The 20,866-nt window shown below is 37.1% G+C and carries 23 protein-coding genes and 1 other annotated feature; of the genes, 16 read left to right on the top strand and 7 right to left on the bottom strand.

What is annotated here, in order from left to right; all coding sequences use genetic code 11:
• Positions 1-68: 68 nt before the first annotated feature.
• Both BM163_RS06895 and BM163_RS06900 read right to left on the bottom strand, forming a co-directional pair.
• Positions 69-767, bottom strand: a complete 699-nt coding sequence (locus BM163_RS06895; RefSeq protein WP_089801551.1) for a Crp/Fnr family transcriptional regulator — start codon at positions 765-767, stop codon at positions 69-71.
• A gap of 50 nt (positions 768-817) precedes the next feature.
• Positions 818-1,636 carry an undecaprenyl-diphosphate phosphatase gene (locus BM163_RS06900; protein WP_089801554.1) on the bottom strand — a complete coding sequence of 273 codons (819 nt, stop codon included), beginning with the start codon at positions 1,634-1,636 and terminating at the stop codon, positions 818-820.
• A 74-nt stretch (positions 1,637-1,710) separates the two neighbouring features.
• Between BM163_RS06900 and BM163_RS06905 the strand changes: the two genes are divergently transcribed.
• Complete coding sequence (locus BM163_RS06905) at positions 1,711-2,079, top strand: LSm family protein (RefSeq protein ID WP_089801556.1); 369 nt, start codon at positions 1,711-1,713, stop codon at positions 2,077-2,079.
• Between the two features lie 55 nt (positions 2,080-2,134).
• On the opposite strand, the gene BM163_RS06910 is transcribed toward BM163_RS06905, so the two are convergent.
• Positions 2,135-2,302 (bottom strand): DUF2929 family protein, encoded by a 168-nt coding sequence (locus tag BM163_RS06910; protein ID WP_089801558.1) that lies wholly within the window; start codon positions 2,300-2,302, stop codon positions 2,135-2,137.
• A 210-nt stretch (positions 2,303-2,512) separates the two neighbouring features.
• Here BM163_RS06910 and BM163_RS06915 point away from each other — a divergent pair, with 210 nt between their 5' ends.
• The 4 genes from BM163_RS06915 (at position 2,513) to BM163_RS06930 (ending at position 6,007) form a co-directional block, all read left to right on the top strand.
• A complete protein-coding gene (locus BM163_RS06915) occupies positions 2,513-3,454 on the top strand; it encodes a beta-ketoacyl-ACP synthase III (protein ID WP_089801560.1) in 942 nt (313 codons plus the stop codon).
• A 105-nt stretch (positions 3,455-3,559) separates the two neighbouring features.
• Positions 3,560-4,801 (top strand): beta-ketoacyl-ACP synthase II, encoded by a 1,242-nt coding sequence (fabF, locus tag BM163_RS06920; protein ID WP_089801562.1) that lies wholly within the window; start codon positions 3,560-3,562, stop codon positions 4,799-4,801.
• 223 nt (positions 4,802-5,024) lie between these two features.
• A complete protein-coding gene (locus BM163_RS06925) occupies positions 5,025-5,228 on the top strand; it encodes a YuzI family membrane protein (RefSeq protein ID WP_229675526.1) in 204 nt (67 codons plus the stop codon).
• Between the two features lie 47 nt (positions 5,229-5,275).
• Positions 5,276-6,007: a DUF3603 family protein gene (locus BM163_RS06930; RefSeq protein WP_089801567.1), complete on the top strand. Its 732-nt coding sequence runs from the start codon at positions 5,276-5,278 to the stop codon at positions 6,005-6,007.
• Positions 6,008-6,105: 98 nt separating this feature from the next.
• On the opposite strand, the gene trpS is transcribed toward BM163_RS06930, so the two are convergent.
• Entirely contained in the window at positions 6,106-7,104 is a 999-nt protein-coding gene (trpS, locus tag BM163_RS06935; RefSeq protein ID WP_089801569.1) for a tryptophan--tRNA ligase, read from the bottom strand.
• A 53-nt stretch (positions 7,105-7,157) separates the two neighbouring features.
• Positions 7,158-7,359: a binding site (T-box leader), on the bottom strand.
• Positions 7,360-7,707: 348 nt separating this feature from the next.
• Between trpS and BM163_RS06940 the strand changes: the two genes are divergently transcribed.
• From BM163_RS06940 to pepF, 8 genes are all read left to right on the top strand, one after another.
• Entirely contained in the window at positions 7,708-8,079 is a 372-nt protein-coding gene (locus BM163_RS06940) for an ArsR/SmtB family transcription factor (protein WP_089801572.1), read from the top strand.
• Positions 8,076-9,062: a permease gene (locus tag BM163_RS06945; protein ID WP_089801574.1), complete on the top strand. Its 987-nt coding sequence runs from the start codon at positions 8,076-8,078 to the stop codon at positions 9,060-9,062. The genes BM163_RS06940 and BM163_RS06945 overlap by 4 nt, the downstream gene beginning before the upstream one ends.
• 121 nt (positions 9,063-9,183) lie before the next feature.
• Entirely contained in the window at positions 9,184-9,423 is a 240-nt protein-coding gene (locus BM163_RS06950) for a thioredoxin family protein (RefSeq protein WP_089801575.1), read from the top strand.
• Positions 9,424-9,636: 213 nt separating this feature from the next.
• Positions 9,637-10,854, top strand: coding sequence for a putative glycoside hydrolase (locus BM163_RS06955; protein ID WP_089801577.1), 1,218 nt, complete (start codon positions 9,637-9,639; stop codon positions 10,852-10,854).
• Between the two features lie 197 nt (positions 10,855-11,051).
• Positions 11,052-11,627, top strand: coding sequence for a GNAT family N-acetyltransferase (locus BM163_RS06960; RefSeq protein WP_089801579.1), 576 nt, complete (start codon positions 11,052-11,054; stop codon positions 11,625-11,627).
• A gap of 371 nt (positions 11,628-11,998) precedes the next feature.
• On the top strand, positions 11,999-12,394 hold the full coding sequence (spxA, locus tag BM163_RS06965; RefSeq protein ID WP_089801581.1) for a transcriptional regulator SpxA: 396 nt from the start codon (positions 11,999-12,001) through the stop codon (positions 12,392-12,394).
• A 197-nt stretch (positions 12,395-12,591) separates the two neighbouring features.
• Positions 12,592-13,269 carry an adaptor protein MecA gene (mecA, locus tag BM163_RS06970; RefSeq protein ID WP_089801584.1) on the top strand — a complete coding sequence of 226 codons (678 nt, stop codon included), beginning with the start codon at positions 12,592-12,594 and terminating at the stop codon, positions 13,267-13,269.
• A gap of 124 nt (positions 13,270-13,393) precedes the next feature.
• Positions 13,394-15,214: an oligoendopeptidase F gene (pepF, locus tag BM163_RS06975; RefSeq protein WP_089801585.1), complete on the top strand. Its 1,821-nt coding sequence runs from the start codon at positions 13,394-13,396 to the stop codon at positions 15,212-15,214.
• A 749-nt stretch (positions 15,215-15,963) separates the two neighbouring features.
• On the opposite strand, the gene BM163_RS06980 is transcribed toward pepF, so the two are convergent.
• Together BM163_RS06980 and BM163_RS06985 are read right to left on the bottom strand one after the other, a co-directional pair.
• Positions 15,964-16,860, bottom strand: a complete 897-nt coding sequence (locus tag BM163_RS06980; RefSeq protein WP_229675527.1) for a ClpXP adapter SpxH family protein — start codon at positions 16,858-16,860, stop codon at positions 15,964-15,966.
• A 93-nt stretch (positions 16,861-16,953) separates the two neighbouring features.
• Positions 16,954-17,541 (bottom strand): CYTH domain-containing protein, encoded by a 588-nt coding sequence (locus BM163_RS06985; RefSeq protein ID WP_089801587.1) that lies wholly within the window; start codon positions 17,539-17,541, stop codon positions 16,954-16,956.
• A 124-nt stretch (positions 17,542-17,665) separates the two neighbouring features.
• Here BM163_RS06985 and yjbM point away from each other — a divergent pair, with 124 nt between their 5' ends.
• Genes yjbM through BM163_RS07000 form a run of 3 tightly spaced genes read left to right on the top strand, consistent with a single transcriptional unit; the run spans position 17,666 to position 20,004 of the window.
• On the top strand, positions 17,666-18,319 hold the full coding sequence (gene yjbM / locus BM163_RS06990) for a GTP diphosphokinase (protein ID WP_089801589.1): 654 nt from the start codon (positions 17,666-17,668) through the stop codon (positions 18,317-18,319).
• Positions 18,316-19,122 (top strand): NAD kinase, encoded by an 807-nt coding sequence (locus tag BM163_RS06995; RefSeq protein WP_089801591.1) that lies wholly within the window; start codon positions 18,316-18,318, stop codon positions 19,120-19,122. Before yjbM ends, BM163_RS06995 begins: the two co-directional genes overlap by 4 nt.
• 9 nt (positions 19,123-19,131) lie before the next feature.
• Positions 19,132-20,004, top strand: a complete 873-nt coding sequence (locus tag BM163_RS07000; RefSeq protein WP_089801593.1) for an RluA family pseudouridine synthase — start codon at positions 19,132-19,134, stop codon at positions 20,002-20,004.
• A 50-nt stretch (positions 20,005-20,054) separates the two neighbouring features.
• Here BM163_RS07000 and prpE read toward each other — a convergent pair whose 3' ends face one another.
• Complete coding sequence (gene prpE / locus BM163_RS07005) at positions 20,055-20,798, bottom strand: bis(5'-nucleosyl)-tetraphosphatase PrpE (RefSeq protein ID WP_089801595.1); 744 nt, start codon at positions 20,796-20,798, stop codon at positions 20,055-20,057.
• Positions 20,799-20,866: the final 68 nt, after the last annotated feature.

Here is a 20,866-nt window from a genome sequence, read left to right on the forward strand (position 1 = left end):
CAGCGACATTCGTTTGGCGCTATGTGGACAAAAAAAGAGAAGCTTTTACGGCTTCTCTTTTTCGCATGTTAATTAATAGTGCAAAGCACAATAGGACATTGATCACAATTAATGGCTTCCTTTAAATAATTTAGATCATGGATGATAATGTGCTGGTCATGATAACTAATGATATGTTGTTTTTTTAAATCATTCAACAAACGATTAACCGACTCACGAGAGGTTGCGCAAAAGTTTGCAAGCGCTTGGTTTGTGAAGTTTTTAGTAATGATGATACCTTCAGTCGTTTGCTTGCCATAACTGTTGCTTAAACGAATCAACGTCGAATAAAGGGCACCTTTTTTACCGTGAAGGACAAGGTCTCTAAACTTCGTTTGATCTTTTCGGTACATCAGTTGAGTATAGTTTAATAAGTCAAGCAATGCCTCAGCATCTGTCTTTAATGTTTGTTTTAATGCATCTTGCCGGAATACTAAAAGCGTCACATCTTCGATCACTTTCGCATCAACGAGATATTGAATCGTTGAATCAATCACAAGCACTTCACCAATCAAGTCACCCGGTCCTAAGAAGCGTAACGATAATTCCCTGCCATCTGCTGTTGTTTTAGTAATTAACACTTGTCCAGTTTTAATCAGGTAAAGGTCCGTTGCGGGGTCGCCTTGCCTAAATAAGAATTGATCTCTTGAAAGCTCTAACGTATAATCTGGTGAGGCAAAGTATTTAGCTGTAGTGGCATTTAGATGTTTAATTGGTAAGTTACCCATACGAAGTGCCTCCTCTATATCATATTCACAACAAGTCCATGCTTAAGATATTAAAGAATAAGAAAGGCGAATGTTCCAACAACAAGACAATAGATAGAGAAATAAATCAAGTTACCTCGTTCCATAATGTTCATGAACCAACGCAATGAGAAATACGTAGCGATAAGCGCTGTAATAAAAGCGACAGTATATGGAATAACAAGCGCACTGGAACCAGCATCGAAGATATCTGATACTTTCAATAAGAACGTACCTAGAGAGACTGGTATGTACAATAAGAACGAAAAACGCAGGGCAGTTTCTTGTTTCATCCCAAGTAGCATAGCTGCAACAATCGTTGCGCCTGAACGGCTAATCCCAGGTATAAGTGCAACAGACTGACTAAGTCCTACAATAATGGCATCTTTTAAAGAAAGTTCACGGTCTGATTTTTGCCCTTTAAGGTTTCGGATAATAAATAACGCAATACCTGTAATAATAAGCGTGATACCAACCATTTTTGCGCCGGCAAATGTTTCAGCAATTAGATCTTCAAATAAAATACCGATAATTCCTGCTGGGATGGTCGCAATGATTAAATAAACAATAAACATAAAATCTTGTTTCATGGCTGGTGTTTTTTTAGCTTTTGAAAAAACAAAACTAAGACCATTAGTAGCTAAACGGATGATATCGTTTCGATAAATTAAAAGCACCGCAAGTAATGAAGCAAAATTAACTAATACCTCAAAAGTTAAACTTTCCATCTTCAAATTAAATAAATCTTGAAAAATGACTAAGTGGCCACTCGATGAAATCGGGATAGGCTCAGTAAAACCTTGGACAAAACCAAAAAACAAATAAAACAACACTAAAGTAATAAATGACATATTTTTTCCTCCATATCTTGTCACATGTTTTCTTCTACACCATATCCTAGCTTATAGGAAAGGAGTGAAGAAATATGCATTACTATTCTAAAAATGAGTTGCATCCATATATTAATCGTTATGTATGGGTTGAGACGAATGAAGGTGAAAGGATACAAGGGTATATTGCCTCAGTAGATGATCAGTATGTACAATTAATTCTGACGGATGAGGCAAACCAAAGTATGTGGGACCGAAGCAATCGTCCACCTCAATATCAGCCGTGGCCATTACCACACCGCCCACCTTACGGTCGCCCACCTTACGGTCGCCCACCTTACGGTCGTCCACCCTACGGCAGACCTCCTTACGGCAGACCACCATATTATCCATACCAACAAAATCCATTTACACCGTTTCTATTACCGCTAGCTGCTCTGACAGCCATCGGCTTATTGTTTTAATCAACTAGGCCAAAGCCAATGTGGCTTTGGCCTTTCACTATGATTATGAGAATTATTACTCTTCGATATAATTTTCTCCAATAAAGAAACCGACAAGCGTAAATACAGCTGTTAGTATAAGGACGGGCCACCATTCAAATGAACCGCCTGCCATGCTGGATAAAACATAACCAAGGAGAACCGATATGAAAAATGACCAGACGATTAAAATGACAACGCGCATGTGCTCACCTCATTATTTAATATTAAGTTACAACTCATTCATTCTAGCAAATTTTTTAAGAAATTGAAATGTTTCAAGTCGATTATCTTTAGATAAACGAAAAAGAATCGCGAGAATATGAGGAAAAGACTTGATTTAATGATGATTTTTTTATATATTAGTACCAAGTCTTAATATTTGATTATAAAAGCAAGCGAGGAGTTAATAAATATGGCAGCAGGTATTTTAGGGGTAGGGCATTACGTGCCGAAACGGGTCATGACAAATCTAGATTTAGAAAAAATAGTGGATACATCAGATGAATGGATTCAATCACGCACAGGCATTGAAACACGACACATTGCGGGAGATGATGAGGAGACATCTGATTTAGCTTATGAAGCAAGTGTGCGTGCACTTGCTGATGCAGGGATTCAAGGGCATGAGCTTGAGTTGATATTAGTTGCAACCATTACTGGAGACATGGCGTTTCCATCGGTGGCTTGTCAGTTGCAAAATCGTCTAGGCGCTAAAAAAGCGGCAGCAATGGACGTTGGTGCTGCATGTGCCGGGTTTATGTATGGCATGATTACAGCGCAACAATTCATTGAGAATGCGGAATATAAAAAAGTACTTGTCGTAGGTGCAGAGAAGTTATCTAAAATAACTGATTGGACAGACCGCAATACGTGTGTACTCTTTGGTGATGGTGCTGGGGCATGTGTGATGGGACCTGTTGCAGATGGGTATGGCATTAAATCATTTGAACTCGGTGCCGATGGTACGGGAGATACGGCTCTTTATCAAGAGAATGAACTGATACGGATGAATGGTCGTGAAGTTTTTAAATTTGCGGTACGTCAAATGCCAGAATCAAGTGAAAATGTCGTATTAAAAGCTGGGCTAACGAAAGATGATGTAGACTTTCTTGTGCCGCATCAAGCGAATGTCCGCATTATGGAAGCAGCGCGGATGCGTCTTGATATACCGAAAGAAAAAATGGCTTATTCAATCAATAAATATGGCAATACTTCAGCAGCCTCTATACCAATTGCTTTGTCAGAAGAGGTAAAGAATAATAAAATTACACCTGGAGATAATGTTGTCTTAGTGGGATTCGGTGGCGGATTAACTTGGGGAGCGGTCTTATTGACTTATGGAAAAGGTGAATAAAACCTGGCAATAGCGTTAACCTAAGTTGACATTTTTTAAGTAATGAAAAAGATAAGTCCTTATAATTTATACTATATATTATTTACGTAAAGGGTGAAGTAATCAATGACAAAACAACGTGTAGTAGTAACTGGTATGGGTGCTGTAACACCTATTGGCTCAACGATTGAAGTATTATGGTCGAATTTACTTGCTGGTGTAAGTGGTGTTGGACCACTAACGAAAGTAAACCCAGATGATTTTCCCTCCAAAGTAGGTGCTGAATTAAAAGATTTTGATCCAACACAATATATGGATAAAAAAGACGCGAAGCGGATGGATTTGTTTACTCAATATGCATTAGCTGCAGCAAAGATGGCTGTAGAGGATGCACAATTATCGATAGACGAAACGAATGCTGAACGCGTTGGTGTTTGGGTAGGTTCTGGTATTGGTGGTTTAACAACATATGAAGAGCAGTTTCATAAATTTATGGATAAAGGCTATCGCCGTGTTAGTCCTTTCTTAGTACCTATGCTTATTCCAGATATGGCGGCAGGCCAAATTTCAATCCATTTAGGGGCGAAAGGTATTAACTCGTGTACGGTAACGGCTTGTGCAACGGGCACGAACTCGATTGGTGATGCGTTTAAGGTCATTGAACGTGGAGATAGTGATGTTATGGTTACAGGAGGTGCAGAAGCACCGATTACTAACTTGGCAGTCGCTGGATTTGCGAGTGCAAAAGCTTTATCTTCAAATCCAGATCCAAAGACAGCCAGTCGTCCATTTGACCAAAATCGTGATGGTTTTGTTATTGGCGAGGGTGCTGGGATCTTGGTGTTAGAATCCTTAGAGCATGCCGAAAAACGTGGGGCTAAAATCTATGCTGAAATTGTCGGTTACGGTGCAACAGCAGATGCTTATCACATTACGGCTCCAGCACCTCATGGTGAAGGGGCTGGTCGGGCAATGCTTCAAGCAATAAATGACGCTGGTATTACACCAGAAGATATTCACTATATTAATGCTCACGGTACAAGCACACCATTAAATGATAAGTTTGAAACAGAAGCAATTAAAGGTGTATTTAAGGAACATAGTAAAGCGTTGCTTATCTCGTCGACAAAATCGATGACGGGTCATCTACTTGGTGCCGCAGGTGCTGTTGAAGCGATAGCGTCAATTAAGGTAATTACCGACCAAGTTGTCCCACCAACGATTAACTTGGAAACTCCAGACCCAGAATGTGACCTTGATTATGTTGCGAACGTAAAACGAGACCATACTGTTACGTATGCTTTGAGTAATTCATTAGGTTTTGGTGGACATAATGCGTGCTTAGTCTTTAAACAATATCAACAGTAAATATTTATTAAAATTAAATTGATATAAATTATCACTAACTGCGCCATATGGCACCTGATCTGTAAAGTCGAAACGAACTTATCGGATCATTGCCAGGTGGCGCTCTTTTGCATAGAGTCATAACCTGAACATAAACTAAAATAAGGTTAAATAAATGAGCAGTGCTTGATGGATTTCTCTATTTGTTGCTATTCTCGCCAAAAATAAAAAAGGGGTCATGACGGTGTTTTTTTTCTTAGTAGGCTTTGGTCTAATGGTTCAAGCGGGTGTGATGGCTATTTTATATTTAAATGTCATGCCACAACCATTTAATCTCATGACGTATGTGTCGTTTATCACTAAACAAACATCCTGCCAATTATTTGTTGTCGGTGTATGCTTTGTATTTATTGGTATAAAACGATTAGAACATTACTTCATTGATTAAAAACCTCCAAGTTGTCGATACTAACTGTCAAAGGGAGGAATAAAGCGATGTCTTGTATTCATCATGTTAAAGTGAATTGGTTCGAAACGGAAACAGAAACGTTATCCATTTGCCCATTTTATGAATGGCGTAAGAGGGATTTTATTGATACTTATCAAACGGTACCGATTCTGTGTCTAGAAAAAGAGACTTTTTCAATGATTGAATCCACGTTATCAGGTTTACCTCAAACGTTTTTTCTGAAAATGCATCAAAAGAGCATGAAGCATCATCATCGCTATGATTATTGTGCTGTCTTAACGGATAAACAATCTATTCTCGCCATTGACACATTAGGTTATGATTTTCCACTGCTTAAATCGCGACTTACGCCAATCAAAGAACAACAAGTGTTAAAAATTTCAGAGACACTACCTATATGTGACGGTGAATTAAAAGTGGTCAAACCAAAACATACCCCGTATACTTTAACCAATCAGCAACTTATAGGTTTAACGAGACAAGAACGTGAATTAAAGTATTTATTGATGTCGATGTTTGAACAGTTAGAGAAAAACAAACAATATCAAGCGATTGATTATTTTATGACCGTCTATTATCGACTTATCAATCGTCCGGTAGAACGTGGCTACCAGATATTCTTAAAAACAATTGCCTGTGGTTTTACAAAAGCACATCATGAACTAATCAAAAATATGCTGCCCCTTGACGCTTGTTATCAAGAGCTTTATTTTGAAGCAATTACGGATGAAACGATAGAAAACTATATGCACTACTAATATTGCAAGAGACGTTCAACAAAGCTCAGCACATATCTATACAAAAAAGACACACCTTCTGTATTTATAAAAGAAGAGGTGTCTTTATTTTGTGTATATTATTTCTTACGTTTTACTACACGACCAAGACCCATGGCTTTTTTTGCTTTTGCTAGTGTTTTATTTGCAACGATACTAGCAGCGTCACGACCTTTATCAAGAATAACATCCAGTTCTTCAGAATCGATAATCTCTTGATAGCGTTGTTGAATAGGTTCCAATACGTTAACGACCGCATCTGCGACGTCTTGTTTAAATTGACCATAACCAACACCGACATAGTCAGCTTCCAATGTTTTAATCGGTGTGTTTGTTGCGCTTGAGAGAATGGTTAATAAGTTAGACACACCTGGTTTCTCTATCGGATCATAACGTACGATCCCATCAGAATCGGTGACAGCACTTTTAATCTTCTTAATGATTTTTTTAGGATCATCTAACATATAAACAGTTGCCTTTTGGTTCTCATCAGATTTACTCATTTTCTTTGTTGGTTCTTGAAGTGACATAATTCGCGCACCGACTTCTGATATTTTGACTTCAGGTACGGTAAAAACATCATTAAATTTTCGGTTAAAACGCTCGGCTAAATCGCGTGTGAGTTCTAGGTGTTGCTTTTGATCATTACCAACTGGTACAAGGTTGGTATTATAAAGTAGAATATCTGCAGCCATTAATGGTGGGTATGTGAGCAATGCAGATGAGACACCCTCTTTACCTGCTGATTTATCTTTAAACTGTGTCATGCGCTCTAGTTCACCAATATAACTTTGAGTTTGCATAATCCAACCGAGTTGTGTGTGTGCCGGAACTTCTGATTGGATAAACAGTGTTGCTTTGTTTTGATCAATACCACTTGCAAGGTAAAGCGCTGCGAGTGAACGAATGTTTTCACGCAATTTTAAGCGGTCTTGTGGAACAGTGATGGCGTGCTGATCGACAATACAAAAATAACAGTCATAGTCTTCCTGTAATTCGACAAATTGCTTCATTGCCCCTAAGTAATTACCTAGTGTGAGCGTGCCACTCGGTTGAATGCCTGAGAAAATAGTTTTCATAATATCTTCACCCTTCTTTTTAAAAATACCCATAAAAAAACATGCCTATCAGTCCAAGGGACGGATAAACCGCGGTACCACCCTTGTTACCTCTAATGCATGAGATCACTTTCTCTGTTAACGCCAGAAATACGGTATAACTTTCGTTATACATGTTCAAAAGTTCCCATAATATTATCCCGAAACATCTGCTTTCACCATTCAGACTCGCTCTAGATTCTTATGATAATATCCCAACTTCATCATGACATTGTTTAGATGCTGTTTTATAAGAAAATTATAGCATAAGAACGCTAAAAAGAAAATAACAGAAAAATCATTGTGATTGAACTACCCCCACCTAACATTCTCACGAATGTTAGGTGGGGGATTCCATAAGGGCACCCTAAAGGGGACCCATGCTCGTTCAACTAAGCATAGGTTTTTCTACTTTCCAACCGCCGCAAACCTATTTGCTCAACATCTGTTAAAGCCTCTTGAGGAAGGTGTCTTCTCGCTCTAAGACGATAAAAAAGAAGAGTTTAAAAAACTATAAAACTAAAAAAGTAGTTGCGTTATCATCCGCATGATGTTATATTTACAAGTGAAAGAGGGGATGAGTAAATGAAAGAACAACATGTCATTAGAAATCAGCACGTGTTAGATACGACGTTCCAGAACGGTTTAAATTTTTTACCGAAGGTCTTAAATGATAGTGATCGTATACTTTACGCAGAAGTATTTAAGGCGTTTGGCGACGAAACGCGTCTTAAACTCATAAGTTTTTTAACACAAGCGCCCGCGTGTTTATGTGAAATGGTGGATGCATTAGGTGTTGCTAACTCAACATTAAGCCACCATCTTAAACTTCTAGAGCGTGGAGATGTCGTGAAAAAAGAAAAGATAGGGAAATACACCGTTTATCAGTTAAATGATACACATACAGTACAAGTATTGCTAACATTACTTATGCGCGAGGAGAATGAAAAGAAATGAGTTTTTTTCAATTTATAAATAACCATTTATTTAAAATGGATTGGTTATATCAGTTAGTCGAATTATTGGTTGAAAATATTTTTGGCTTAGAAATGTCATCGCGCATCGGAGAAAGCTTACACTTCTTCATTTATGACACGATTAAAATATTTATTTTACTTACAGTTGTTATATTTATTATTTCTTATATTCAAAGTTACTTTCCACCAGAACGCACAAAACGTCTGATGGGAAATGTGAAAGGCTTCTTTGGTTATATAACTGGGGCACTACTAGGTACTTTAACGCCTTTTTGTAGTTGTTCGAGTATTCCTATATTTATTGGTTTTACATCGAGCGGATTACCAGTTGGGGTGACGTTTAGTTTCCTTATCTCATCCCCCATGGTGGATTTAGCATCATTTATTATGTTGATGAGTTTCTTTGGTTTAAAATTCTCAACTATTTACGTTATTGTAGGACTCATCCTTGCAGTCGTTGGAGGATTTATTATTGATCGCTTTAATTTAGGTAAAGATGTGATGCGCTATGAAACGACACGTGATAAACCGTTAGAAGAGTTGACGGTGAAAGATCGGTTTGACTTTTCACTTCAACAAGTAAAGGAAATCTTTTTACGCGTGTGGTTATATGTGTTAGGCGGGGTCTTAATCGGTGCACTTATTCATAACTGGATTCCGGAAAGTTATATATCTGCTTTATTAGGCGAAGATAATCCATTTTCAGTTGTTATTGCGACATTAATTGGCATGCCAATCTATGCTGATATTTTTGGAACATTACCCATTGCTGAAGCGTTGATACAAAAAGGAGTAGGGGCTGGAACGGTAATAAGTTTTATGATGTCGGTGGTTGCATTATCACTCCCATCACTTATTATGCTAAGCAAGGTAGTGAAGGGAAGGTTAATGGTTGCTTTTGTTACCATTATGTTTGTAGGCATTATTATCATCGGTTATTTATTTAACTATTTAACATTTTAAACAATTTCGTCAAAGGAAGACCACGGCTTGAGCTGTGGGAGTAGTTAGACATGTTCACCTCATCGCTTTATAAAATAAGCGATAGGGTCATATAATAAATTAATTAAAGGAGAATGACATGATGCACATTAAAATCTTAGGTCCAGGGTGTAAAAACTGTAAAAAACTTATGGAGAATACTGAACAAGCTGTGAAAGAATTAAGTATCGACGCAACATTAGAAAAAGTCGAAGATTATGGTGAAATAGCAAAGTTAGGCGTACTTAAAACGCCAGGGCTCGTCATTGATGATGTTGTTGTTAGTGAAGGAAAAGTCATAGCAGCGAAGTCGATTATAAAGTTAATTGAAGCTAAAAATTAAACAGATTAAACAACTAATGGTTAGGTTTTTATACTATTAAGGAAAGAAAACAATGCGTCTATCTTATCAGGTAGACGCATTATTTGATTAGTAGCATAAAATTTCTAAGACTTTAGACTTTTTTTTACAACATTTTTAAAGAATGGTTTCATTTCATAGATGAATCAGCTAGAATAAAGAGTAGAAGCAATAAAAATACGGGGGTAATACATAATGAAACAATTAAAATGGTTTGTCGTATTAATGTTAAGTGCACTAGTATCATTGACGTTTATGGGGCATGCAGTGGCTGCAGAAGACTCGGAACAATTAGCAGTAAGCTTTAGTGAAAAGCGTTCAATTAAGCTCGATTTATCGATCAAGCAAGCTGGTTTAAAACGTTTTCGTTTTGATTCTGGTTATACATTTAACTATCCTGATGCTGTTCGGGGGATTTATTTAACTGGTCATTCTGCTGGAGGAAGCCGTTTTGAGACGCTTGTTAACTTACTTAATGAAACAGAATTAAATGCGATGGTTATTGATGTGAAGGATGACCACGGTAACCTGACATTTAAACCGGATGAGTCTTCACCATTTTACGATATTGCGAAAAACTATATAAATGATCCAAAAGAAATGATGGCCGTTCTAGAAGAAAATGAGATTTATCCGATTGCACGGATTGTTGTGTTTAAAGATACTGTACTAGCAACAAAGCGACCAGACTTATCATTTAAAGATGGCAATCAAGTATGGAAAAATAATCGTCAAGAAGCATTCGTTAACCCGTTCATGAAAGAAGTTTGGGAGTATAATGTGGCTATTGCTAAATATGCGGTTGAAATGGGCTTTATGGAAATCCAGTTTGATTATGTGCGGTTCCCTGAAGGGTTTGAGCGTCGGGATGATCAATTAACATACTCACAAGGTGATTATGAAAACCATGAACTTGATAATGTGAAAAAACGTGTGGAAGCTGTCACAAACTTTGTAGAGTATGCGAAAGATGAATTAGCCGATTATGGTGTCGATGTCTCTGTTGATATTTTCGGTTATGCAGCGACGGTGGAAGAAACACCAGGTATTGGTCAAAATTTCAGTCGAATTTCTGAACACGTAGATGTCATATCATCGATGATTTATCCGAGTCACTGGACGAATAACTATTTTGATATTCCTGTACCAGATAAAGAGCCTTATCGCCTAACCGTTGAATACAGTAAGGTAGAAAATGAGGTATTAGCGCAGTTAGATCATCAGCCGACATCACGCCCGTGGATTCAGGACTTCTCAGCCCCTTGGTTATATAGTGGTGCTACTTTTATTTATGGTAAAAAAGAAGTAGAAGATCAAATTCGTGCGCTAAATGAAAACGGTATTGATGAATTCTTGTTATGGAATTCAGGCAACGTTTATACTGAGGGTGTTGACTATACACCACTTAACTAGACGGTTATAGTCAAACGTCATTTTAAGTAATTAATAGCAATTCAAAGAAAAGCTCTACTTTCTTAAGTGAAAGGGAGCTTTTTTGCTGCCATTGTGAATATTTCACGTTTAATCGGGGTATATCAAATGAAACTGTATTTTTTAAATGAGAAAGCTTTTGTTATAATACAAAAGCATAGTAGAGAGGGGATGTTTTTATGGATTGGTTTGAAAAACTAAATGATTATTTTCCAGTACATGAAATGAAATCAAAAGATCATATGGAGACTTTATTAAAGGAACGCGGAGATGTTTATTATAAAGATGAGTCCGATGATCACGTGATGATGTATGCAGAGTTCGATGAATTCATTTTTATTGATTACCTTTATGTTGCGGGACATACAAGAGGAAAAGGTGTGGGTCGGCGGTTAATTAATAAATTAAAAGAGAAACAAAAACCGATTATTTTAGAAGTAGAACCTGTAGATTATTCAGACACAGATACGAAAAAACGGCTGCATTTTTACAAGCGTGAAGGCTTTACACATGCCTCTTCCATTGGCTACAATCGTCGTTCACTTGCGACAAACGAAGATGCACCACTTGAAATCCTCTTTTGGTCACCGTCCAATCAAGATGAAGAAGGTATCTATAAGCAAATGCGTCATATGTATGAACATATTCATACTTACAAAGATGCTGAAATATATGGAAAAAGTTATCAAAAGGCAGATGAGGTTTTGTCCTATGATGATGTGAAAAAACCGAATATACTTGAGGATTTAAAATAATACAAACACCTTGTTCAGTTAGATGGACAAGGTGTTTAACTATAAGAAGTAAAAATGGCCGAAAAAACATTTTACCTTGAATTCAAGATATTTTCTTGCTATTCTCAACTAAAACCTTTATAATAAGAAAAGGTTAAGAAAGTATATAAAAAAATATGTTTAACAGCTCACATTGTTGGGAATAGATATACCAGTATACATTTAATATACATGGTTTTGTGTAATTTTCATGTAAAGTGAGGAAAAAACCTATCCAACCCTTGTTATTTTATTGTATACTAGAAACAAGAGGATAGATTATAATGATTTTAATCTAATGGTAGTTGTAACGTACATGATTGACAATATATAAATTTGAGGAGTGATGGTTGATGGTAACACTATATATCTCACCAAGCTGTACCTCTTGTCGTAAAGCAAAAGCATGGTTAGAAGAACATGATATTCCTTACCAAGAGCGCAATATTTTCTCGGATAACTTATCTGTAGATGAAATTAAGGCGATATTACGAATGACAGAAGATGGTACGGACGAAATTATTTCTACGCGTTCAAAAGTTTTTCAAAAACTTGATGTTGACATTGATCAAATGCCATTAAAGGATCTTATTGATGTCATTAAAGATCATCCTGGTATTTTACGTCGTCCGATTATATTGGATGAAAAGCGTCTTCAAGTAGGTTATAATGAAGATGAAATTAGACGATTCTTACCACGAAAAGTAAGAACGTTCCAATTACGTGAAGCACAAAAAATGGTTAATTAATCAAGGGTTTTAACAAGACGCTACCTTTTTGTTGGTGCGTCTTGTTTTTTGTGTGTATCGGGTGACAATGTAGTAAAAATGCGATAGAATAGATATTCAATAAGTAAAATCAACAAGCTTATGTTAGTTTTTTTTCGGGTATGGTAATATATAGACATGTTTTTACCAACACCTTTTCAGAAGGGAGAGAAGAGATAATGAAAATAGAAAGAATTAACGACAATACGATTAAATTTTATATTACGTACATGGACATCGAAGATCGAGGTTTTAACCGTGAAGAAATTTGGTATAACAGAGAACGTAGTGAGCAGCTCTTCTGGCAGGTGATGGAGGAAGCTGATCACATTGAGGAAGATTTTGAAATTGAAGGGCCATTATGGATTCAAGTTCAAGCCCTTGAAAAGGGTTTAGAAATTACTGTGACTAAAGCGCAGATGTCGAAAGATGGTCAAAATCTTGAAGTGCCAGTTGATCAGATTGTGTCACAAGATCAGATACAAGAAAAAATTGAAAGTTTACTTGATCAAGATCGTTCGGAAGAACAATCGAACCAAGATCCTCACGATCAAGAAGAGTATCAAACGTTGCCATATCTCGTAAGTTTTAAAGATTTTGAGGACGTTATTTCGCTTAGCCATGACATAGAGGCTGAATTCATAGACCATGCTATATATCACTATAATGATAAATATCTTATGATTTACACGTTTGATGATGTTCATTTAGATGATATGGCACAAGATGGATTAAATAGTAAAATTGAAGAGTATGCGACAAAATCGAAACAATCGATTGCGATGATTTTAGAATACGGCAAACCAATCTTTGAAGAAGATGGTTTGACAGAAATCAAACATTTATTTACACTTTAATATTAAAACAGACCTTTTCTTGGTCTGTTTTTTCTTTTGGTGTTTCGGTCGTTCTCGCTCGAATAATTCTAGACAAGTTTGTTATAATAGTAAAATAAGATAGAAATTAAAGGAGTGAAAATCGATGAGTCATAAACTAATAACAAGAGATCAGCAACAAGAACAAGACACATGGCGTCTAGAAGATATTTTTCCAACGGACGAGATGTGGGAAAAAGAGCGGCAAGCATTGACCGAAGAAATCAAGACATTTAGTCAGTTTAAGGGAACGCTTAATGAGTCACCGGAACACTTGTACCAGTTATTGGTGTTTGACGATGAGGTATCGGAACGCCTAGGTAAACTGTATACATATGCGCACATGCGTTATGACCAAGATACTACAAACGCACTTTACCAAGAGTTAAATCAAAAAGCGCAAATGTTATTAACAAAAACAATCAGTGAGACCAGCTTTATTGTACCTGAAATACTAACGATTGAAGAAACTAGGCTAGCTTACTTTATTGACAATCATCAAGGGTTAGAAGGGTACCGAAAGGTATTATATGATATAAACAAAAAGCGTCCGCACACGCTAAAAGAAGAAGAGGAAAAATTATTAGCCGCAATGAGCGAAGTGACAAATGGTGCTAGTCAAACGTTTGGTATGTTAAACAATGCAGATTTAACATTTCCTGAAGTAATCAATGAAGACGGTGAAGCGGTTGAATTGACGCATGGGCGCTATATTAACTTTTTAGAGTCTGAGAGTCAACAAGTAAGAAAAGACGCTTATACAGCGATGTATGAGACTTACGGCAAGTTTATTAATACATTTAGTGCCACACTTAGTAACCAAGTGAAAAAAGATAATGTCTATGCCAAGATAAGACATTTTAATTCAGCAAGAGAAAGAGCCTTACATGCCAATCACATTCCAGAAACTGTTTATGATCAACTTGTTGAGGCAGTCAATGAACGACTTGATTTATTGCACCGATATGTGCGTTTACGTAAACGTGTGTTGAAGTTAGATGAGGTGCATATGTATGATTTATATACTCCTCTCGTGTCTGATGTAGAAACAACGTACAGCTATAAAGATGCTCAACAACTCATTATTCAAGCTCTTCAACCGATGGGAGAAGAGTATGTGGCGCGATTAAAAGAAGGTTTCAATCATCGTTGGGTCGATGTCTATGAGAATAAAGGAAAGCGAAGTGGCGCGTATTCTTCTGGTGCTTACGGGACAAATCCGTATGTGTTAATGAATTGGCAAGACAATTTAAATAATGTTTTCACGTTAGCTCATGAATTTGGCCATTCATTGCATAGTTATTATACGAGAGAAAATCAACCTTATCGCTACGGAGATTATTCTATTTTTGTTGCGGAAGTTGCTTCTACTTGTAACGAAGCACTACTTAATGAGTATATGTTGCAAGAGACAGATGATTTAAAACAGCAATTATACTTGCTTAATCACTTTTTAGAAGGCTTTAGAGGCACGGTCTTTAGACAAACTATGTTTAGTGAATTTGAACATTTAATTCATACGTTGGACCAACAAGGCGAAGTGTTAACAGCCGAACGTTTGTCTAAGGAATACGATCAATTAAATCGCAAATACTTTGGTGATGAGGTCGTTTATGATGACTACATAGCTAAAGAGTGGGCTCGGATCCCTCACTTTTATTATAACTATTATGTCTACCAGTATGCGACTGGGTATAGTGCAGCTCAAACATTGGCCGACCAGATCTTAAAAGAAGGAGAACCGGCTGTTAAGCGTTATTTAAATTTCTTAAAAGCAGGTAGTTCTCTCGAACCGATTGATGTGTTAAAACAAGCTGGTGTTGATATGACGCAAAAAGCACCTATTTTACGGGCATTAGAAGTATTTGAGGAAAAACTGGATGCTTTTGAACAGTTGTTAGAAAAGGTAGAAAAATCTTCATTATAATTAGCAAACTAATCGATAAGAAAAGCTCCGCTATCCCTCGCCTTTTTTGGACGAGAAGTCAGCGGAGCTTTTCAATGCTTTTAATCTTCTTAATTAATATCTTCTTTGGACTCTTTGTCATTCGCATACTGTACTGCTAGCTGTATGTTGTTTTTTTTCGCCTTCAATTATTATATAAAAAAGTCGGATATGGTTAGTGAAACCATTGACGCCCTCTTTTGTGACTTAAATATAGAAAGATGACAAAACTATGAATAAAGAAAATGGGTAGGGTAATAATTATGGGGAAGATGTGTAGTAAACTGATAAAGTAAAAAAACAAGGTGAAAAGTAAGAGGCATAACAAAATCATCAAGACCATGACTGTTTGACCTCCTTTCCCTCGTATATGCTATCATATGAAGAGGGAAGAGAAGTATGACAATTTTGTGACAAGTAACAGAAACGCTTGCACAACGAAGTAATGGTTGATATAGTAGTTTGTGAGATGTTTAACAAACAAAACCCCTTTGTTTGATCTAAAACTTTCTCCCATCCCCCCATGACGATTGTCATGGCATCATACGCACACATAGTGTGCGTTTTTTTATACGCTATTTTAGAGGTTAATCGAGCATCTTTGCGATGTCAGTTATAATTTTTTCATCGTTGATAAGGCATTTAAGTTTTCTTTTGCAGCTGTCTAAAGAAGATGAATCGACAAAAAACGCCCCTGGCATAAAGTACACTTTATGCCAGGGGCGTTCGTCTTAATTATCAATATAGCGCCAGTACATACCGTGCTTTACTGGTACATGTTCGACAATGCGCTGGAGTTTAAGTTTTTTCATTTCTTTACATGCCCTCTCAACAGACCAATCAAAAATAATAGCGACTTCAAGAGAACTTACAAATTTAAAATAATGAATAAATTCAAGTAACGACGGTTTTTCCATCGGATAAACATCATGTTCTAGTAGTTGTTTAAGGACTTTGACATAGATTTCATAAGGGTAAGCACCTGATAGTTTTAACCCTTCATCTTCATCATCTTCGTTAAAGAAAACAAGTGAAGGTGTATGATCAACATCCATTTCTTTCGTTAACTTCAGGTCACAACTTAATGCTTTTTTAGCTGTATCTGAATGTAAATCACGTTTAAATTCTTCGATATCTAGCTGGACTTCTCGGGCAATCTGAATCAATTCGTCATCAGTGGAGATATCCATTTTGTAGAGAAATAATTTCTCCTGTACATGCCTTAAATAGCGTCGACCTGCTTTTATGCCTTGTAATTCAGCGGTTTTAATGGCAATTGATACGTTGATTGGGTAACTAACGGGGTTTTCAATCCATAAATCACCATCACAACATATACCTGTTACACAGGCTGTTTTTTCCCACTGTGCTTTTAATTTTTTTGGTGTTTGTAAATCGTCTTGATATATATAAGACCACTTACCGGTAAGAATGGGTCTAATTGTGAAAAAACGACCGTATTCTAATTGTAGTTTACGAATAATCGGATCAAGTGACCAAGCCTCTGGGCAAAGTGGGTCAGTAAACATATATATTTCAATGGGTTTCTTTAAGAGATCAAAGAAGCTATACTGTGCCTCTTTCGGTTGAGTATGGTTAAGCTTAGGCCCAGTGTGGTTTACGCTCACATCGATTCTCCTTTCCTCTCGTGTTCTAACTAAACGCAACGGTTTAATAACCTTATTGTATCAGTCTCAATGAAAGATAGGCAACTGATATGATTATGCATGCGCGTTTTTTTCTTCTAGTGCAGCATAAAAGCGGGCAATTTTATTCGGTGTCGGCTTTTTACTAATTGAGAAGTGGCTTAGTAAATTTTCTAATCGCTCTTCAGTAATCGCGACTGTTGGCCCTTCAATTTCTAATTCATAATCAATATAAGTTAAGTAATGGCTCTCATCTAGTACAAGTAGCACATGATCTTGTTTAATTTCTAATCGATGTGTTTTTAGTGTGCCACCAAATGTTAGTTGTGTTAGATCAACGCCCAGCGATTCAAGCGCATCAATGATGGGTTTTTTTAATTGTCCTTGATTCTCGATTAAATGTGTAGCTTCTTGGTGGGTAAGCGTTGCATGTGTTTCTAAGAGTGCATCACCCTGCGGTTGTTTTAATGTAAGGGTAAAGGTCTTGTTTTTTTCACGTATGCGCAGCGCAGCCCCGTGTGCTTTTAATTGAAAGTCAGGCGTTTCGAAATAATGATTAACCTGTGTTACAGGTGTTACTTCAGCTAATCCAAGCTCCTTAACGAGTAAATCATATTCTTTTTTTGTTAGTAAATTTTTTCGTTCAATTTCTAATTCCTGCATCGTGTCATCCCTTTGTGCTTTTTTTTAAGTATAAGTAATATTTTTCGATCTGTCGAGATTTACAGCTTGAATATATGGAATATGGTACAATAAGGGTAGAGATACTGTAGAAGAGGTGATGGGCATGACAGAAGAATTAAATTGGTATCAGACACTTGTTCCATATACTCAAGTAGTGGATGAGCTAAAAGTGAAATTAAGAGGGATGAGAAAGCAATTTGAAATTGAAAATAAACACTCACCAATAGAATTAGTGACTGGAAGAGTGAAACCTGTACAAAGTATGTTAGATAAGGCTAGACGGAAAAAATTACACGACGATGAAATAGAAGACGTCTTACAAGATATTGCGGGAGTAAGGGTGGTCTGTCAGTTTGTAGATGATATCTATACCATTGTTGAGTTGTTAAGAAAACGGGACGACTTTGATATTATTGAAGAGAAAGATTACATACAACACAAAAAGGAAAGTGGCTACCGTTCTTATCATGTCATCATAAAGTACCCAGTACAAACGATTCACGGGAAGAAATATGTCACTGCAGAAATTCAAATTCGGACACTTGCGATGAATTTTTGGGCTACAAATGAGCATTCACTCAACTATAAGTATAAAGGTCAAATACCGGCGGATATCCAAAAAAGACTTAAAAGAGCAGCAGAAGCCGCTTTTCAATTAGACGAAGAAATGGCAAAAATAAAAGATGAAGTTCAAGAGGCGCAGTGGATTTTTAATCAAATACGTCCGCAAGTAAAGGAAGTGGGGGAGCACAGATGAAACGTTTTGTTGTGACATCTAAAGGTGATGCTAAGTCCAATGCAATCAAAACCATCCTTGATCAGTTTTTGAGTGATTTTGATTTTATTATGGATGAAGAAAGTCCAGATTTAGTTATTACTGTGGGAGGAGATGGCACATTTTTACATGCTGTACACCAGTACTTCCATCGTTTAAAAGAGACCGCTTTTATCGGTGTGCATACCGGGCATTTAGGTTTTTATGCAGATTGGTTGCCTGATGAAATTGAGAAATTGGTCATAGAAATATCAAAAGAGACTTTTGATATCGCAGAATATCCGTTGTTGGAAGTAAAAGTATTTAAGAAACACATTCAAGGTTATGAGCGATATTTAGCGTTAAATGAAGCGACAGTAAGAAAGATTGAAGGTTCTGTCGTCATGGATATTGACATTAACGGAGAGTTATTTGAGCGTTTTAGAGGGGATGGTTTATGCATGTCGACGCCATCAGGTAGTACCGCTTATAATAAAGCATTGGGCGGTGCAATCATTCACCCTTCACTATCTACGATGCAATTAACTGAGATGTCATCGATTAACAACCGAGTGTATCGAACAATCGGTTCGCCACTTATTTTCCCGAGTCACCACTTGGTTCAATTTAGGCCGGTGAATGAAGCGCAAAGTTTTATCATGACTATTGATCATATTACAAAATCAGTTGATCATGTGGAACTGCTTGAATTTAATGTGGCGAAAGAAAAAATAAAATTTGCGCGTTTCCGCCCATTTCCTTTCTGGAAACGTGTCCATGATTCATTTATCTCTGATGAACGGTAGGCTAGTAAAATGATACGATTTGTAGTAGAAAAAGATGGTTACAATGTTCGTGATTATCTGTTGTTGGAAAAAAACATTTCCAGACAGACACTGAAGAAAATTAAATTTCATGGTGGAAAACTCCATGTGAACGAGTCGGTTGTCAATGTCCGTCACCCGCTAAAAACTGGTGATGTTTTAGATGTCTATTTGCCGGAAGAAAGTCGAGCAGAAAGTCTCTATCCTGTCGATATGCCTTTAGATATCCTTTATGAGGATGACTTTTTACTGGTCGTTTGTAAACCTGCAGGATTAGCCGTCATGCCTAAGATTGGTAACAGTGAACCAACATTAGCTCATGGATTGATTCATTATTATGATCAACATCAGTTGCCCTACACGGCGCATATTGTCACAAGGCTAGATAAAGATACGTCTGGTCTTGTACTGATTGCTAAACACCAACTCGCTCATGGGTATTTTCGAACGATGCAAATAGAACGTAAGTACCTTGCACTCGTTGAAGGTATACTTAAGAATAAGTCAGGAATCATTCGTGCCCCTATTGCGCGAAAGCCAGGCTCAATTATTGAAAGATGTGTATCGGAAGAAGGAAAGTATGCGGAGACACATTATCGCGTGATAGAGGAACAACCAAATAGGAGTTTAGTGGATATTGTATTAAAAACGGGACGCACGCATCAAATTCGGGTGCATTTTAGTCATTTAAATCACCCTTTATTAGGGGATACCCTCTATGGTGGTCGTAAGGTTGATAGTAAGCGTCAAGCGCTACATTGCTATCACTTATCTTTTCAGCATCCGTATACAGAAGAATTTATTCGTATCATGGCACCATGGCCGGAAGATTTGCCTGAGATCAAAACCATACTTCCTAAATGATTTAATGTCTTGAAAAATAGCCAACGAGATTTAAATCTCATTGGCTATTTTCACGTTTTAAAATCGGTGAATCGTTCTGGTTGATAAGGCTGTTTAGAAGGGACACTAACTTCCGTCTGTTCAGGTATTTGAATAGCCATAAGTTTATTACCAAAAACACAGCCGAGGTCGATGTTTATCGTACTATTCGATTTATACGGTTTAAGCACAGGGGTATGACCATATATAACAAGGGTGTGTCCCTTATGATATGGTGTCCAATCAATACGAACGGGACGACCGTCTGGATGATACTCTTTTGATTTAGGCCCATAGAGTACAAAAGCTTTTACATGACTATTATTTTGGCCAATCATACTATCTAAAATTCCGGCGTGGCTGATGACGACATTTAGAGTTTGATCATGGTAGTAAAGTGGTGCTTCCTCATATAATGTCATAAACTTATTTCTAATGATCTGTTGCTCTTCTTGGTCTTGTTTTAAATATTCAGCAACGGTTGTTTCTAGTCCGTGCTTAATCTCTACATTATTTCCGAGGAAATACCGGTACAATTTGTTGCAGTGGTTTCCGGGGACATAGATTGCTACTTTATCGACAATGACGAGTTGGTAAACAAGCTCAATCACTTTGAGAGAAGCGGGACCTCGATCTGTTAAATCACCAACAAATGCAAGTTTTCGCTGATCTTTATGTTTGTAATGCCCGTGCATCTTTTTGTAACCTAGCTTCTTGATAAGTGCACTTAATTCTTCGTAACAACCGTGGATATCTCCTATTACATCAAGCGCCATGATGATCCCTCACTTTAATATATTAACTTCTCATGTATTTTACCACGAGTAGCATGAAGCATTCATAA

Source organism: Halolactibacillus alkaliphilus, assembly GCF_900115465.1.
Taxonomy (GTDB): domain Bacteria; phylum Bacillota; class Bacilli; order Bacillales; family Amphibacillaceae; genus Halolactibacillus; species Halolactibacillus alkaliphilus.